This is a genomic window from Mycobacterium helveticum (assembly GCF_007714205.1).
In the GTDB taxonomy this organism is placed as follows: Bacteria; Actinomycetota; Actinomycetes; order Mycobacteriales; family Mycobacteriaceae; genus Mycobacterium; species Mycobacterium helveticum.
This window is the reverse complement of record NZ_VMQU01000034.1, coordinates 1-16,089: the sequence shown is the minus strand read 5'-3', so window position 1 is coordinate 16,089 and position 16,089 is coordinate 1. Positions and strand designations below refer to the sequence as shown.

Here is a 16,089-nt window from a genome sequence, read left to right as displayed (position 1 = left end):
TGCTGTGCCAGTGGAGCCCGATCCAGATGATAGGGGTTTCCGGGAATCCGCGCGGGCAATTCGACGAATCGATATGTATAAGTGACATATTCCACATCAATGGTTTTCGTGACGTTGGTGCTGAGCGTTACTCTACAAGTGTTTAATGAATGGCCTGACCGTTCCCTGGGCGGGCGGTGGGCCCGATCTCGCCGGCTGCCCGCGCCGCGGTCCCGCGCCGGGCGAACTGCGGGTTCGGCCAAAGACGGTAGTCCGACAAACCGACACGTTGCAAGATGCGCGTTGGGCGGCAACGGTTTCCGGTCGTCTGGTGTGGCCATTCCATGGAAGGCGCTGCACACAAAGGGGTTTGGGTAAACCAAGGCCGTCCGGTGTGGGCGGTGGCGTCGTTGTGCCCGGTGTCGACGCACTGGATACCATGGCCGGTGAACGCAACGGATTCCCGCCAGTACAACTTTCCGCCAGTACAACCTTTCCACCAGTACAACGGAGTACGCACGCCATGACGACAGCCCGGGTGCCCAGACTGCCGCTCGACGAAGCCAGGGCCGCCGCCGACGAAGCGGCGGTGCCCGACTACATGGCGGAGTTGAGCATCTTCCAGGTGCTGCTCAACCATCCGCCCCTGGCGCGCGCGATCAACGACCTGCTCGCCACGATGCTGTGGCACGGCGACCTGGACCCGCGGTTGCGCGAGCTGGCGATCATGCGGATCGGCTGGCTGACCGCCTGCGACTACGAGTGGACACAGCACTGGCGTGTCGCCTTCCGGCTGGGGGTGCCGGCCGACGACCTGGTCGGGGTGCGCGACTGGCGGCGCCACGAGTCCTTCGGGCCCGCCGAGCGCGCGGTGCTGGCGGCCACCGACGACGTGGTGCGCGACGGTGCCGTCAGTGCGGACAGCTGGGCGGCGTGCATGCGCGAATTCAACGGCGACACAAGGGTTCTGGTGGAACTCGTGACCGCGATCGGGGCGTGGCGAATGATCGCGTCGATCCTGCACAGCCTCGACGTCCCGTTGGAAGAGGGTGTCGTGAGCTGGCCCCCGGACGGCCGGGCGCCCGCGCCGTGACGCGCCGGGCGAGGGCCTTCGCGGCCTTCGCGTACGAGCCCTTCCCGTACGAGATTGACTTATCAATCACTAAATCTTAGCGTCGGCGAATGCGAACCAGGGTCGCCGAACTGCTCGGCGTGGAGTTCCCGATCTGCGCTTTCAGCCACTGCCGCGATGTCGTGGCCGCGGTGACCAATGCGGGCGGATTCGGAGTGCTCGGCGCCGTCGCGCACAGTCCCCAGCGCCTGGAGAGCGAGCTGACCTGGATCGGGGAACAGACGGGCGGCAAGTCGTTCGGGGTGGACCTGCTGTTGCCGCCCAAATATGTCGGGTCCGAGCGGGGCGGGATCGATGCCGCACAGGCCCGGGACCTGTTGCCCGAGGAGCACCGCGCCTTCGTCGACGACCTGCTCGCCCGCTACGGCGTCCCGGCGACCGGCGAACAGACGCGTACGCCCGCGGGGGGGCTCAACATCTCTCCCAAGGGCTACGAGCCCCTGCTCGACGTGGCCTTCGCCCACGACATCCGGCTGATCGCCAGCGCACTCGGGCCGCCCCCGGCCGACCTCGTCGAGCGCGCCCACGCCAACGACGTGCTGGTCGCCGCGCTGGCCGGCACCACCCGCCATGCACGGCGGCATGCGGCGGCGGGGGTGGACCTGATCGTCGCGCAGGGCACCGAAGCGGGCGGCCACACCGGTGAGGTGGCGACGATGGTGCTGGTGCCCGAGGTGGTGGACGCGGTCGCGCCGGTCCCGGTGCTGGCGGCCGGGGGCATCGCCCGGGGCCGCCAGGTCGCCGCGGCGCTGGCGCTGGGGGCCGAGGGCGTCTGGTGCGGGTCGGTATGGCTGACCACCGAGGAAGCCGAGACGGTTCCCGTGGTCAAGGAGAAGTTCCTGGCCGCCAGTTCCTCGGACACCGTGCGGTCGCGGTCGATGACCGGGAAGCCGGCCCGGATGCTGCGCACCGCCTGGACGGACGAGTGGGAACGCCCGGACAGTCCCGTCCCGCTCGGCATGCCGCTGCAGAGCGCGTTGATCACCGAGTCGCAGGTGCGGATCAACAAGGCGGCCACCCATCCCGACGCCAAGGCCCGCGAGCTGGCCACCTACTTCGTCGGCCAGGTCGTCGGATCGCTCGATCGGGTCCGGCCGACGCGTGCGGTCGTTCTCGACATGGTCGAGGAGTTCATCGACACCGTCGGGCGCCTCGAGGGCCTGGTCGAGAGGTGAGCAGCGGCGTCCGCCGGAGCCGCGCGGTCACCGACGAGGACAAATCCCAGCGGCGTGACCAGATCATGGCGGCCGCCAAGGAAGCGTTCGCGGACAGAGGTTTTCACGCGACCACGATCGCTTACATCGCCAAGCGGGCACACCTGGCCTACGGCTCGGTCTATTGGTACTTCGACTCCAAAGACGAGTTGTTCCACGCACTGATGGCGGCCGAGGAGAGCGCGCTGCGCGGGCACGTCGGGGCCGCCCTGGTCGCGGCGGAAGCCGGAAACGGCGGGCGCCCGGTGCCGCTGCGGGCGTCCCTGCAGACCGCCGCACAAGCCACGTTGGAGTTCTTCGAGGCCGACAAGGCCACCGTCAAGCTGTTGTTGCGTGACCCTTACGCGCTCGGCGAACGATTCGAGAATCACCTGGGCGGCATGTACGAGCGGTTCGTCGACGACATCGAGGCCGTCGTCGTCGCCGCGCAGGCGAGCGGCGAGGTGGTGGCCGCCCCGCCCCGGATGGTGGCCTACACCCTGGCCGCGCTGGTGGGACAGCTGGCGCAGCGGCGGCTGAGCACCGACGACGGCGTCACCGCGGCGCAGGTCGCCGACTTCGTCGTTGCGCTGGTGTTCGACGGGCTGCGCCCTCGTGAGCCCATAGGCCCAGCTCAGCCCGGATAAAACTGGGCGAAGCCGGTGGGGCGGGTGAAGGGGAGCATAAAGAATCGGAAACACGGCACCCGGAATTTGACCGCGTCTCACCCGTCGTGCATCATCGGTGGGGTATGCACCTCGTTAGGTGAGGCGGCTACACGAATACAGGCCACTGACCCCGAACGTCGAAAGACGCCCCGGGTCAGGACAGCTCCTCCCGGCTTAAGGGTTGAGCCCAGGTGGCTTCCGGGCAACCGGATCACGTCGTGTGGTGTCAAAACTCTGACGAGAGGGGTGCAGGTCTCCGACGGTCGTCGGGTTCTGTACTCCACGCGTGCGCGCTGATCGTGCGGATGGTCCGCACGAGTCGTGACCGTTGAGGAGGTGAGGGACTCATGAGTTCCAGCGATAGTCCGGGTCGAAATCCGAACTTCGTCTCGTCCCGATCCGGTCTCCGGCACGACTTCCTCGGCTGAGGTTTTCGCAGCGCCAATCGGCTTGCCAGCCAGGCGCTCTGGGGTCGGAACCACTACGGGACGGGACGCGTCAGTCCAGTTAGCTCTCGTTTTGGAAGACCTCGAGGAGGCGATGATGACCGCAGTCCTGTATGACGAAGTGGCAAGCCCGGCGCCCGTCCGCAAGCTGACGGTGGTGCGCGACACCGACGCGGTCGTGGCGCCCACACCCGGGAAGGCGGCGCGCCGGCTCGACGGCCGGCCGTTGGGCGGCGACCCTCTGGTCGACGGCGCGGCCCGTCTGCTGAGCATCCCGTTGCGTCACGTGTACGCGGCGCTGTGGCGCGTCGGCGTGCTCGAAGTGCGGGCTTGAGTCCCTCGGGGCGCACCCGAATGTGCGGTGCATGAGTAGAATCGACGCAGCGGCACCGATCCGGCCATCACCGGGGAGCCTTCGGAAGAACAGCCACTCCGGCCCAGTAGAACCGAACGGGTAGGCCCGTCACAGCCTTTCAATGAGCGGCCACGCGAAAGTGCGGCAAGCGGGGTGGTACCGCGGCGCTCGCGCACCCGGCGCGTCGTCGTCCCTGTGACGGCATTGGGCACAGGAGACGACGCGCGACGTGACCGACAAGGCTTACCCCAGACTGGCCGGCGGCGCGCCCGACTTCCCGGCGCTCGAACTCGAGGTTCTCGACTACTGGGACCGCGACGACACCTTCCGCGCCAGCATCGCGCGCCGCGACGGCGCCCCGGAATACGTGTTCTACGACGGGCCGCCGTTCGCCAACGGGCTACCGCACTACGGGCATCTGCTCACCGGATACGTCAAAGACATCGTCCCGCGGTACCGGACCATGCGCGGATACAAGGTCGAGCGCCGCTTCGGCTGGGACACCCACGGGCTGCCCGCCGAACTGGAAGTCGAGCGCCAGCTGGGCATCACCGACAAATCGCAGATCGACGCGATGGGCATCGCCGCGTTCAACGACGCCTGCCGCGAGTCGGTGTTGCGCTACACCGACGAATGGCAGGCCTACGTCACCCGGCAGGGTCGCTGGGTGGACTTCGGCAACGACTACAAGACGCTCGACCTGCCGTACATGGAGTCGGTGATCTGGGCGTTCAAGCGGCTGTGGGACAAGGGCCTGGCCTACGAGGGCTACCGGGTGCTGCCGTACTGCTGGCGCGACGAAACCCCGTTGTCCAACCACGAATTGCGGATGGACGACGACGTCTACCAGAGCCGCCAGGATCCCGCCGTCACGGTCGGCTTCCCGGTGACGGGCGGCGACCTCGACGGGGCCTACCTGCTGGTGTGGACGACCACGCCGTGGACCCTGCCGTCGAACCTCGCGGTCGCGGTCAACCCGGACGTGACCTACGTGGTCGTCCGGGCCGGCGATCGCCGTTACGTGCTGGCCGAGGCGCGACTGGGCGCCTACGCGCGCGAACTGGGGGAGGAGCCCGAGATCCTGGGCACCTGCCGGGGCGCGGACCTGCTGGGGGTGCACTACCTGCCGCCCTTCCCGTACTTCATGGACACCGCCAAGGCATTCCAGGTGCTGCCCGGGGAGTTCGTGACCACCGAGGACGGCACCGGCATCGTGCACATGGCGCCGGCCTACGGCGAGGACGACATGGCGGTCTCCGAGGCGGCCGGCATCGTGCCGGTCACCCCGGTCGACGCCAAGGGCCGTTTCGACGCCGGAGTCCCGGATTACCGGGGGCAGCACGTCTTCGACGCCAATGCTCAGATCATCCGCGATCTGAAGAACGGCACCGGCGCGGCCGCGGCCAACGGCGCGGTGCTGCTCCGCCACGAAACCTACGAGCACCCCTACCCGCACTGCTGGCGGTGCCGCAACCCGCTGATCTACCGGGCGGTGTCGTCGTGGTTCGTGTCGGTCACCGAGTTCCGGGACCGCATGGTGGAGCTCAACGAGCAGATCACCTGGTACCCCGAGCACGTCAAGCACGGCCAGTTCGGCAAGTGGCTGCAGGGCGCCCGCGACTGGTCGGTGTCGCGAAACCGCTACTGGGGCACCCCGATTCCGGTGTGGAAGTCCGACGACCCCGCCTATCCGCGCGTCGACGTCTACGGAAGCCTCGACGAGCTGGAGCGCGACTTCGGGGTGCGCCCGGACAACCTGCACCGGCCCTACATCGACGAGCTCACCCGGCCCAATCCCGACGACCCGACCGGTCGCAGCACCATGCGACGCATTTCCGACGTGCTCGACGTGTGGTTCGACTCGGGGTCGATGCCGTACGCGCAGGTGCACTACCCGTTCGAGAACGCGGATTGGTTCCAGACGCACTACCCGGGCGATTTCATCGTCGAGTACATCGGGCAGACGCGGGGCTGGTTCTACACACTGCACGTGCTGGCCACCGCGCTGTTCGACCGCCCCGCGTTCAAAACCTGTGTGGCACACGGAATCGTGCTGGGGTCCGACGGGCAGAAGATGAGCAAGTCGCTGCGCAACTACCCCGACGTCACCGAGGTGTTCGACCGCGACGGCTCCGACGCGATGCGCTGGTTCCTGATGGCCTCGCCGATCCTGCGGGGCGGCAACCTGATCGTCACCGAGCAGGGCATCCGCGAGGGCGTGCGCCAGGTGCTGCTGCCGCTGTGGAACGCCTACAGCTTCCTGGCGCTCTACGCGCCGAAAGTGGGCACCTGGCGTACCGATTCGGCGCACGTGCTGGACCGCTACATCCTGGCCAAGCTGGCGGTGCTGCGCGAGGACCTCACCGCCGAGATGGAGAACTGCGACATCTCGCGTGCCTGCGAGCACCTGCGCCAGTTCACCGAGGCGTTGACGAACTGGTATGTGCGACGGTCGCGTTCGCGGTTCTGGGCGGAGGACACCGACGCCGTCGACACCCTGCACACCGTGCTGGAGGTGACCGCGAGGCTGGCGGCGCCGCTGCTGCCGTCGGTCACCGAGATCGTCTGGCGCGGTCTGAGCGGCGGGCGCTCGGTCCACCTGACGGACTGGCCGCACGCGGGCGTGGTGCCCGCGGACGCCGATCTGGTCGCCGCGATGGACCAGGTCCGCGACGTGTGCTCGGTGGCGTCCTCGCTGCGCAAGGCCAAGAAACTGCGGGTGCGGCTGCCGCTGCCGAAACTTACTGTGGCAGTGGAGAATCCGCGACTTCTTGAGCCGTTCGCCAACCTGATCGCCGACGAGCTCAACGTGAAGGCCGTCGAGCTGACCGACGCCATCGACACCTACGGCCGCTTCGAACTGACCGTGAACGCCCGGGTGGCCGGGCCGCGGCTGGGCAAGGACGTGCAGGCCGCGATCAAGGCGGTCAAGGCCGGCGACGGCGTCGTCAACCCCGACGGCACCTTGACCGCGGGTCCTGCGGTGCTGCAACCCGAGGAGTACAGCTCACGGCTGGTGGCCGCCGACCCGGAGTACACCGCGGCGCTGCCCGACGGGGCCGGGCTGGTGGTGCTGGACGGCACGGTCACTCCCGAACTGGAGGCCGAGGGTTGGGCCAAGGACCGCATCCGCGAACTGCAGGAGCTGCGCAAGTCGACCGGCCTGGACGTCTCCGACCGCATCGCCGTGGTGATGTCGGTGCCCGCCGAGCGCTTCGACTGGGCGGCGGCGCACCGGGACCTGATCGCCGGCGAGATCCTGGCCACCCGCTTCGAGTTCGGCGATCCGGGACCGGAGGCCGTCGCGATCGGCGGCGGCGTCCGGGTGAGCCTGAGCCGAGATTGACGTTTTGCAGACAAACCGCGAGAGCGGGCCTGCAATACGTCAATCTCGGCGATATCCGCGACGGTCGAGTGCCTCACTGACGCGGCCGATGATGTCCTCTTCGCTGTCCTCGGCGACCACCCGCACCACGATCCAGCCCAGTCGCTGCAGTTTCGCCTGACACCGAATGTCTTTCACGTACTGCCTGCGGTTGGTCCGATGCTGATCGCCGTCGTACTCGGCGGCGACCTTGCGGTCCTTCCAGCCCATGTCGAGGAAGCGGATGGGTTTCCAGCCCTCGACGACCGGTATCTGTGTAACCGGCCGCGGAAAACCCGCGTCGATCAACAACAGCCGCAGCCAGGTCTCCTTCGGGGACGCGGCGCCGCCGTCGACGAGCGGCAGGACCGCGCGCAGCCGCCGCAGGCCCCGGGCCCCGGGGTAACGCCTGGCGAGCTCCAGCACACCCGCTGGGGCGAATGGTGTCGCGTACATGAGTGCGTCGAGCCGCGCCACCGCCTCCGCGCGCGGCAGATGCCGGCCCAGATCGAAGGCCGTGCGGGCCGGCGTCGTGACCGGAATGCCCGCGACCCGGGTGATCTCGTCGTCGGCCAGCCTTTCGTTGCGTACGAGCAGCCCGCGCTGGGGGCGGGCAGCGGGCGCGATCAACTCCACGGATGTGTCCGTGTCGACCCACTGGGCGCCATGCAGCGCCGACGCGGCGATTCCCGCGACGACCGCCGGTCGCCCAGCTGCCAATACAGCGCCCTCAATCCGATCGCGCAGCGACGGCTCGGGCCGCTTGGGCACGTAGACCCCGCGATAGAGGGGGCGATACCAACGCTGCAACTCGTGCCTGGTCACCCTGCCGGCCGCCACGGCCTGTCCGCCGAGAAAGACATTGCTCACGCCCGCATGGTGACACCGGCCGCCGACAGCACGCGACATCGACATTTGACAGGAAAATCGCGAGAGCGGCCCTGCACAACGTCGATCTCGGCGAAGGCTAGCCCTGACGAGCGCGCCAGCGCAGCCGGCGGCCGCGCACCTCCACCTCGACGTCACGAAAACCGACCGCGCGCAGGCGATCCGGCAGGGTCTCGGGCGAGACGGTGTTGCAGGTGTCGCGAATGTGCAGGAGACGGAAGCGCAGCGAGGACACGCTGTCGCTGCCGGCGAACACACCGCCGGGCCGCAGGACCCGGAAGGCCTCGGCGAACAGCCGGTCCTGCAGTTCGGCGGTCGGGACGTGGTGCAGCATGGTGAACGACACCACCGAGCTGAACTCGTCGGCCGGCAATCCGGTGTTCGTGCCGTCGCCGTTGACGACGTGGGCCCGGTCTCCGTAAAGGCGTTGCAGGCGCTGCGCCATCGGCGGATCGATCTCGACCGCGGTGAGGCGCGGCGTCCTGTCGACGAGCAGCCGCAGGACGGCGCCGTAACCCGGGCCGACTTCCAGCGTGCTGTCGCCCAGGTCCACGCCGCCGAGGACCCAGGGCAACAGCCGCCCCTCGACCTCGCGTGCCCAGCGATCGGAGCGGCAACACCACCGGTGGGCCAGGTTCATCGCCATACCGGAGGACGCTAGACCAATAGCATCTGCAGGTGTGGAGTCCCGCTGGGTGCTGCACCTGGACATGGATGCGTTCTTCGCTTCCGTCGAACAACTCACCCGACCGACCCTGCGGGGCCGGCCGGTGCTGGTCGGCGGACTGGGCGGGCGCGGAGTGGTGGCCGGCGCCAGCTACGCGGCGCGCGTGTTCGGCGCGCGGTCGGCCATGCCGATGCACCAGGCCCGCCGGCTGATCGGCGTGACCGCGGTGGTGCTGCCGCCGCGCGGGGTGGTGTACGGGGTGGCCAGCCGCCGGGTGTTCGACACGGTGCGCGGCATGCTGCCCGTCGTGGAGCAGCTGTCCCACGACGAGGGCTTCGGCGAGCCGGCCCAGCTCGCCGGGGCGTCCGCCGAGGATGTGGAGGCGTTCTGCGAGGAGTTGCGGCGACGGGTTCGCGAAGAGACGGGCCTGGTCGCGTCCGTCGGTGCCGGCTCGGGCAAGCAGATCGCCAAGATCGCCTCGGGTCTGGCCAAACCCGACGGCATCCGGGTGGTGCGCCGCGACGAGGAACGCTCGCTGCTCGGCGGATTGCCGGTGCGCCGGCTCTGGGGCATCGGCCCGGTTGCCGAGGAGAAGCTGCACCGGCTCGGCATCGAGACCATCGGCCGGCTGGCCGCGCTGACCGACGCCGAGGCGGCCAACATCCTGGGCGCGACGGTCGGGCCGGCGCTGCACCGGCTGGCCCGCGGCATCGACGACCGCCCCGTCGCCGAGCGCGCCGAGGCCAAGCAGATCAGCGCCGAGTCCACCTTCGCGGTCGACCTGACCGGGCTGGAGCAGTTGCTCGACGCCATCGGACCGATCGCCGAGCACGCGCATCGACGTCTGCTGCGCGACGGCCGCGGCGCCCGCACCGTCACGGTGAAGCTGAAGAAATCCGACATGAGCACCCTGACCCGTTCGGCGACGCTGCCGTATGCGACCACCGAGGCCGGTGCGCTGGTCGCGACGGCCCGGCGGCTGCTGCTGGATCCCCGCGATATCGGGCCCATTCGCCTTCTGGGCGTTGGCTTTTCGGGACTGAGCGAGGTGCGCCAGGAGTCGCTGTTCCCGGGCTTGGAGCTGCCGGGGGCCGGCGCGGAATCCGCGGGCGTCGAGACCGCGACCGAGGCGATGTTCGCGCCCCAGCCGCAGCCGTCGGCGTGGCGGGTCGGAGACGACGTCGCCCACCCCGACCTCGGTCACGGCTGGGTGCAGGGCGCGGGCCACGGGGTGGTCAGCGTGCGCTTCGAAACCCGTGCTTCCGGCCCGGGACAGGCGCGCACGTTCCCCGCCGACACCGGCGACCTCTTCGGCGCCAACCCGGTCGACTCCCTGGACTGGCCGGACTATGTCGGTCCGCTGCAGGCCGATACGTCAGCCCCAGCGGGCGATGGCCGCGGCGACCGGTAGTTTCGCGGCCAGCGCGGCCATCAGCAGCAGCCTGGCCTGGGACGGCCGCAGGCGGGGCACCAGCACGGCGCCGGCCTCCACCAGTTCCTGGCCGGGGCCGTAGCCCGCCCTGACCCGCGCGCCGGGCACCCGGGTGGACACCGCGACCACCACCCCGTCGCGGCAGTGGCGGCGCACTCCGTCGATCACCGCCGCTCCGGCGTTGCCCGAACCCACCGCCTCCAGCACGACGGCCGCGGCACCGGCGGACACGCACGCATCCAGCGCGACCGCGTCGCTGCCCGGGTACACCGCGACGATGTCGACCCGGGGCGCCCCGGCGGCGCTCAGGTCGCCGACGTACGGCCGGGTCTTGCTGCGGGTCAACCTCACCCCGCCGTTCACCGTGCCGAGCAGCTCGCCGGCGAAGCCACTGAGGTCCGCGGTCGTCGCCTTGTACAGGCCCAGCGGCTGCAGCAGGCGGCCGGCGAAGCACACCAGCACACCGATGCCGGCGGCGGCCGGGCTGGCCGCGACGGCCAGCGCGTCGCGCAGATTGTCCGGACCGTCGGCGTCGGGCGCGTCGGCGCTGCGCATCGCGCCCGTCACCACCACCGGGGCGGCGTCCGCATAGGTCAGTTCCAGCCACAGCGCCGTCTCTTCGAGGGTGTCGGTGCCGTGCGTGACGACCACGCCGTCGGAACCGCCGTCGACCGCGGCCCGCACCGCGGCGCGGATACGGTCCCAGTCCGCCGGGGTCAGCTGCGAGCTGTCCACGGCCAGGACGTCGACGACTTTGAGGTCCTCATCGACGTCGAGGCCCGATGTCAGCTCCGCTCCGCTGCGGGTGGGCCGGCGCACCCCGTCGGCGCCGGTGCTGGTCGCGATCGTGCCTCCGGTGGTGATGACGGTGAGCCGGGCCATGGGGGGATCATCCCGCAACGGCTTTAGGGGATGATGGGGGAGTGTCTGAGGAACCCACAGGATCGGCCGAGCCGGTGACCGCGGCCGGGGAGTCCGGGGAACCCGCAGGCGCTGGACCGCAGAGCCCGCTGAACCCGCCCCGGCGGCTGCGCCTGTTGCTGTCGGTCGCCGCGGTCGTGCTGAGCTTGGACATCGTGACCAAGGTGCTCGCCGTCAAGCTGCTGCCGCCGGGCCAGCCGGTCTCCATCATCGGCGACACGGTGACCTGGACGTTGGTGCGCAATTCGGGGGCCGCGTTCTCGATGGCGACCGGGTACACCTGGATGCTGACGGTGATCGCGACCTGTGTGGTGGTCGGCATCTTCTGGATGGGGCGGCGGCTGGTGTCGCCGTGGTGGGCGGTGGGCCTCGGCATGATCCTCGGCGGCGCCATGGGCAACCTGGTCGACCGGTTCTTCCGGTCGCCCGGGCCGCTGCGCGGACACGTCGTGGACTTCCTGTCGGTCGGTTGGTGGCCGGTGTTCAATGTCGCCGACCCGGCCGTGGTCGGCGGGGCCATCCTGCTGGTGGTGCTGTCGGTCTTCGGCTACGACTTCGACACCGCGGGCCGGCGCAAGGCCGGCGGGGACACCGCGGGCCGGCGCAAGGCCGGCGGGGACACCGCGGGCCGGCGCAAGGCCGGCGAGCGTTGACCGAGCGCTCGATGCCCGTGCCGGAAGGGTTGGCGGGCATGCGTGTCGACGCCGGCCTGGCGCGCCTGCTGGGTCTGTCCCGCAGCGCCGCGGCGGCCATCGCCGAAGACGGCGGTGTCGAACTGGACGGCGTGCCGGCCGGGAAATCCGACCGGCTGACGCCCGGCGCCTGGTTGCAGGTGCGGATACCCGCAGCGCCGGCGCCGCCGGAGAACACGCCCGTCGACGTCGAGGGCATGACGATCCTCTACTCCGACGAGGACATCGTCGTGGTCGACAAGCCGGCGGCGGTGGCCGCGCACGCGTCGGTGGGCTGGAGCGGGCCCACGGTGTTGGGTGGCCTGGCCGCCGCGGGCTATCGGATCACCACGTCGGGAGTGCCCGAGCGCCAGGGGATTGTGCATCGCCTCGACGTCGGCACCTCCGGGGTGATGGTGGTGGCGCTGTCCGAGCGCGCCTACACCGCGCTCAAGCGTGCCTTCAAACAGCGCACCGTCGACAAGCGCTACCACGCGCTGGTGCAGGGGCATCCGGACCCGTCCAGTGGCACGATCGACGCCCCGATCGGACGCCACCGCGGCCACGACTGGAAGTTCGCGGTCACCAAGGACGGCCGACACAGCCTCACCCACTACGACACGTGCGAGGCCTTCATCGCCGCCAGCCTGCTCGACGTGCACCTGGAAACCGGTCGTACGCACCAGATCCGGGTACATTTCGCCGCGCTGCACCACCCGTGCTGCGGCGACCTGACCTATGGCGCGGATCCGGTGCTGGCGAAAAGGCTTGGCCTGGAACGGCAATGGCTGCACGCGCGGTCGCTGTCGTTCGTCCACCCGGCCGACGGCCGGCGGGTGGAGTTCGTCAGCCCCTACCCCCCGGACCTGCAGCACGCGCTGGACGTGCTGCGGGCCGAAGGCTGAATCAGGCGGGCTTGCGCGCCTCGACGAGGACCCGCGTGGAGTGGGCGACGAAGGGCCCGTCGGCCTCGATGCGCTCGTGCAGTTCGGCCAGCCGGTCGCGGTAGCGCTGCACCGTGAAGTCCGGCACCGTCCAGATCACCTTGCGCAGAAAGTAGATGACGGCCCCGACGTCGAAGAACTCGGCCCGCATCCGTTCCATCCGCATCTCGACGACCTGCAGCCCGGCGGCCTGTGCCTGCGCGCGCTGGGTGTCCGGCTGCAGCTCCGCCCATTTCTGCGGTTGGGGCCCGATGAAGTACTCGACCAGTTCCGCCATGGTCGCGGGCCCGATCTGCTGCGCCAGGTAGGTGCCGCCCGGCCGCAGCACCCGCGCGATCTCGGCCCACGGCACATCGATGGGGTGACGGCAGCTCACCAGGTCGAACGCCTCGGCGGCGAAGGGCAACCCCGGCTCGTCGCCGGTCATCACGACCACCACGCCGCGCGGATGCAACAGCTTGGTCGCCAGGGCCGCGTTGGGCGGCCACGACTCCGTCGCGACCATCGCGGGCGGGAATTTCGCCACGCCGGCGAGCACCTCACCGCCCCCGGTGTCGAGATCGCAGGCGGCCGACACGTCCGCCAGCCGCCGGCTCAGCAGCCGCTGGTAGCCCCAGGACGGGCGTTCTTCGGTCGCGCGCCCGTCGAGCCAGGAAAAATCCCAACCGTCCACCGAGACCGATTCGGCTTCGCTCACCAGATCCTCGAAGCTGCGAGTCATGCGCGCATTCTCATCCACGAAATGCGATCGGCGCGCGGCGGGTCGGCGGCGCGGGGGCAGCTCACTCGGGGCGGCAGATGAACGTAGCGCCGTTGAAATCGAGCTTGACCTCGCCCCGGTGTGCGGCCTGTTCCGATCCGAGGTATCCGGACCGCCGCAGGTTCAGGACCTGGTGGTCGCCCTTCCAGTTGAGCACCGCGCTCGGCGGGGCCAGCTGGTTGTAGAACTGCGCGGTGAGCTGACCGAAGCCCGCGCGTTGGTAAGCCGCCTGTACGCAGCTGTGGACGTCGTTGTTGTAGGCGCAACCGTCGCGGGCGGCCTTCCAGTCCTTCCGCGCGGACAGCAGGGCTGCGCGATCCGCGCCCGGTCGGGCCAGCGCCTGGTGGTAGGCGGTCTTCGTGCGGTGGTTGAGATCGCTCAGGTGCGGGTCGGCGCAGATCAACCGCTTGACCGCGTTGGCGGGGGCGGCGCAGTCGGCACCCGCGGTGCCACCGGCCGCTGGGTGGGCTGCGGCCAAACCGCAGACGCTCAAGACCAGGGCCGCGATGGTGGCGGGCGGCAGTCTCATACCTGCCAAGTATCACCGGTTTGGCGGGTGTCGTATGCGACATGCCGGACTGTCCACAGGTTGTTGGCAGCATGTGCTCAGAACTTTGCCCGACTGTTATCGTCCGGGCGATCCCGGGAGATGCCGCCCGGGCCCGCCGTCGAGGCGACGGCGCGACGGGGAATCTGCAGCCATCCGCATCCCTGCGCGCACCGATGTCCTAGGTTTGCTCTATGACCCGCGTCACACCACCCACACTGTCCTGTCGGGCGACCCCCGGTCCGGGCGCCGCCATCGTCAGGAGCGACCGCCGATGAACCTCGGTGACCTGACGAATCTGGTCGAGAAGCCGCTGGCCGCCGTGTCCAGCCTGGTGAACACGCCCAACTCGGCCGGGCGCTACCGGCCGTTCTACTGGCGCAACGTGCTCGACGCCGTGCAGGGCCGCACCCTCGAGGACGCGGTCGACGGCAAGGTGGTGCTCATCACCGGCGGGTCGTCGGGCATCGGGGAGGCCGCCGCGAAGAGAATCGCCGAGGCGGGTGCGGCCGTCGTGCTGGTCGCCCGCACCCGCGAAAACCTCGAGAAGGTCGCCGCCGAAATCCGGGCGGTCCGCGGCCACGGCGGAACCGCCCACGTCTACCCCTGCGACCTGTCGGACATGGACGCCATCGCCGCGATGGCCGACCAGGTGCTCGCCGACCTGGGCGGCGTCGACATCCTGGTCAACAACGCGGGCCGGTCGATCCGGCGCTCGCTGGCGCTGTCCTACGACCGGATCCACGACTACCAGCGGACCATGCAGCTGAACTACCTGGGCGCCGTTCAGCTGATCCTGAAGTTCATCCCCGGGATGCGGGAGCGCGGCTCGGGCCAGATCATCAACGTCTCGTCGGTCGGCGTGCAGACGCGCGCACCGCGCTTCGGCGCCTACATCGCCAGCAAGGCCGCGCTGGACAGCCTGTGCGACTCGCTGCAGGCCGAGACCCTCAACGACGGCGTCCGGTTCACCACGGTGCACATGGCGCTGGTGCGCACCCCGATGATCAGCCCCACCACGATGTACGAGAAGTTCCCCGCGCTGACGCCCGAACAGGCCGCCGGCGTGATCGCCGACGCGATCGTGCACCGGCCGCGGCGGGCGAGCTCGCCGTTCGGGCAGTTCGCCGCCGTCGCCGACGCGGTGAACCCGGCCGTCATGGACGTGGTGCGCAGCCGCGCCTTCGGCATGTTCAGCGACTCCGAGGCCGCCAAGGGCGGCGAATCTGCTTCCGGTACAGCCGAACTGGACAAACGGAGCGAGACGTTTGTGCGGGCGACCCGCGGGATACATTGGTGACACCATGAGCCTTCCGAAACCCGACAACCAGACCACCACCGTCGTCATCACCGGCGCGTCCTCCGGTATCGGCGCCGAACTGGCGCGGGGACTGGCGCGGCGCGGCTTCCCGCTGCTGCTGGTCGCCCGACGGCGCGCGCGCCTTGACGAACTGGCCAACGAGGTAGGTGAGGACTACTCCGTCGGGGTAGAGGTCCTGCCTCTCGATCTGTCCGACCCGCGGTCGCGTGGCAAGTTGGCGGAGCGACTGCGCAGCGACCCGATCGCCGGGCTGTGCAACAGTGCCGGGTTCGGCACCAGTGGGCTGTTCCACACGCTGCCGCTCGAGCGCGAGAGCGAAGAAGTCACCCTCAACTCGCTGGTGCTGATGGAGCTCACCCACGCGGCCCTGCCCGGCATGGTCGAGCGCGGCGCCGGCGCGGTGTTGAACATCGCGTCGATCGCCGGTTTCCAGCCGTTGCCCTACATGGCGGTCTATTCGGCCACCAAGGCCTTCGTGCAGACGTTCTCCGAGGCCGTCCACGAGGAATTGCACGGAACGGGGGTGTCGGTCACCTGTCTGTGCCCGGGGCCGGTGCCCACCGAGTGGGCCGAGATCGCCAGCGCCGAGCGCTTCAGCATTCCGGTGGCGCAGGTCTCCCCGCGCGACGTCGCCGAGGCCGCGATCGGGGGGATGCTCGCCGGTAAGCGCAGCGTGGTGCCGGGAGTGGTGCCCAAGGCGGTCAGCATGAGCGGCAGGTTCGCGCCGCGCAGTGTGCTGCTGCCCGCACTGCGGATCGGTCAGCGCCTGCGCGGCGGCCCCAGTAGCTGAGCGTCGGCCCC

15 protein-coding genes and 1 riboswitch are annotated in these 16,089 nt (G+C 69.8%); of the genes, 10 read left to right on the top strand and 5 right to left on the bottom strand.

All coding sequences use genetic code 11. The features are described from left to right. Positions 1-502 precede the first annotated feature (502 nt). From FPZ47_RS10260 to ileS, 5 genes are all read left to right on the top strand, one after another. Positions 503-1,072: a carboxymuconolactone decarboxylase family protein gene (locus FPZ47_RS10260; protein ID WP_144950863.1), complete on the top strand. Its 570-nt coding sequence runs from the start codon at positions 503-505 to the stop codon at positions 1,070-1,072. Between the two features lie 89 nt (positions 1,073-1,161). Beyond that, entirely contained in the window at positions 1,162-2,286 is a 1,125-nt protein-coding gene (locus tag FPZ47_RS10255; RefSeq protein ID WP_144950865.1) for an NAD(P)H-dependent flavin oxidoreductase, read from the top strand. Then, a complete protein-coding gene (locus FPZ47_RS10250) occupies positions 2,283-2,951 on the top strand; it encodes a TetR/AcrR family transcriptional regulator (RefSeq protein ID WP_246133366.1) in 669 nt (222 codons plus the stop codon). Before FPZ47_RS10255 ends, FPZ47_RS10250 begins: the two co-directional genes overlap by 4 nt. A gap of 103 nt (positions 2,952-3,054) precedes the next feature. After that, positions 3,055-3,225, top strand: a riboswitch (M-box (ykoK) riboswitch). Positions 3,226-3,515: 290 nt separating this feature from the next. After that, on the top strand, positions 3,516-3,752 hold the full coding sequence (locus FPZ47_RS10245; protein WP_144950867.1) for an Rv1535 family protein: 237 nt from the start codon (positions 3,516-3,518) through the stop codon (positions 3,750-3,752). A gap of 250 nt (positions 3,753-4,002) precedes the next feature. Continuing rightward, complete coding sequence (gene ileS / locus FPZ47_RS10240) at positions 4,003-7,119, top strand: isoleucine--tRNA ligase (RefSeq protein ID WP_144950869.1); 3,117 nt, start codon at positions 4,003-4,005, stop codon at positions 7,117-7,119. A 39-nt stretch (positions 7,120-7,158) separates the two neighbouring features. On the opposite strand, the gene FPZ47_RS10235 is transcribed toward ileS, so the two are convergent. Both FPZ47_RS10235 and FPZ47_RS10230 read right to left on the bottom strand, forming a co-directional pair. After that, complete coding sequence (locus FPZ47_RS10235; protein WP_425461768.1) at positions 7,159-8,007, bottom strand: hypothetical protein; 849 nt, start codon at positions 8,005-8,007, stop codon at positions 7,159-7,161. Between the two features lie 97 nt (positions 8,008-8,104). Continuing rightward, on the bottom strand, positions 8,105-8,671 hold the full coding sequence (locus FPZ47_RS10230; protein ID WP_144950873.1) for a class I SAM-dependent methyltransferase: 567 nt from the start codon (positions 8,669-8,671) through the stop codon (positions 8,105-8,107). Positions 8,672-8,705: 34 nt separating this feature from the next. On the opposite strand from FPZ47_RS10230, the gene FPZ47_RS10225 reads away from it, so the two are divergent. Continuing rightward, positions 8,706-10,103, top strand: a complete 1,398-nt coding sequence (locus FPZ47_RS10225; RefSeq protein WP_144950875.1) for a DNA polymerase IV — start codon at positions 8,706-8,708, stop codon at positions 10,101-10,103. On the opposite strand, the gene FPZ47_RS10220 is transcribed toward FPZ47_RS10225, so the two are convergent. Further along, entirely contained in the window at positions 10,068-11,006 is a 939-nt protein-coding gene (locus tag FPZ47_RS10220; protein ID WP_144950878.1) for an asparaginase, read from the bottom strand. The two genes, FPZ47_RS10225 and FPZ47_RS10220, sit on opposite strands and share 36 nt — an antisense overlap. 41 nt (positions 11,007-11,047) lie before the next feature. Here FPZ47_RS10220 and lspA point away from each other — a divergent pair, with 41 nt between their 5' ends. Together lspA and FPZ47_RS10210 are read left to right on the top strand one after the other, a co-directional pair. Next, positions 11,048-11,698, top strand: a complete 651-nt coding sequence (gene lspA, locus FPZ47_RS10215; protein WP_144950880.1) for a signal peptidase II — start codon at positions 11,048-11,050, stop codon at positions 11,696-11,698. After that, positions 11,695-12,621 carry an RluA family pseudouridine synthase gene (locus FPZ47_RS10210; protein ID WP_144950882.1) on the top strand — a complete coding sequence of 309 codons (927 nt, stop codon included), beginning with the start codon at positions 11,695-11,697 and terminating at the stop codon, positions 12,619-12,621. The genes lspA and FPZ47_RS10210 overlap by 4 nt, the downstream gene beginning before the upstream one ends. Position 12,622: 1 nt before the next feature. Here the strand turns inward: FPZ47_RS10210 and FPZ47_RS10205 are convergent, their stop codons facing one another. Both FPZ47_RS10205 and FPZ47_RS10200 read right to left on the bottom strand, forming a co-directional pair. After that, the gene (locus FPZ47_RS10205) at positions 12,623-13,381 is read right to left on the bottom strand and encodes a methyltransferase domain-containing protein (protein WP_144950884.1); all 759 of its coding nucleotides are present in this window, start codon (positions 13,379-13,381) and stop codon (positions 12,623-12,625) included. Positions 13,382-13,442: 61 nt separating this feature from the next. Next, positions 13,443-13,949 carry a lysozyme inhibitor LprI family protein gene (locus FPZ47_RS10200; RefSeq protein WP_144950886.1) on the bottom strand — a complete coding sequence of 169 codons (507 nt, stop codon included), beginning with the start codon at positions 13,947-13,949 and terminating at the stop codon, positions 13,443-13,445. A 292-nt stretch (positions 13,950-14,241) separates the two neighbouring features. On the opposite strand from FPZ47_RS10200, the gene FPZ47_RS10195 reads away from it, so the two are divergent. After that, the gene (locus FPZ47_RS10195; RefSeq protein WP_144950888.1) at positions 14,242-15,267 is read left to right on the top strand and encodes an SDR family NAD(P)-dependent oxidoreductase; all 1,026 of its coding nucleotides are present in this window, start codon (positions 14,242-14,244) and stop codon (positions 15,265-15,267) included. Between the two features lie 4 nt (positions 15,268-15,271). Beyond that, the gene (locus FPZ47_RS10190; protein ID WP_144950890.1) at positions 15,272-16,078 is read left to right on the top strand and encodes an SDR family NAD(P)-dependent oxidoreductase; all 807 of its coding nucleotides are present in this window, start codon (positions 15,272-15,274) and stop codon (positions 16,076-16,078) included. Positions 16,079-16,089 lie beyond the last annotated feature (11 nt).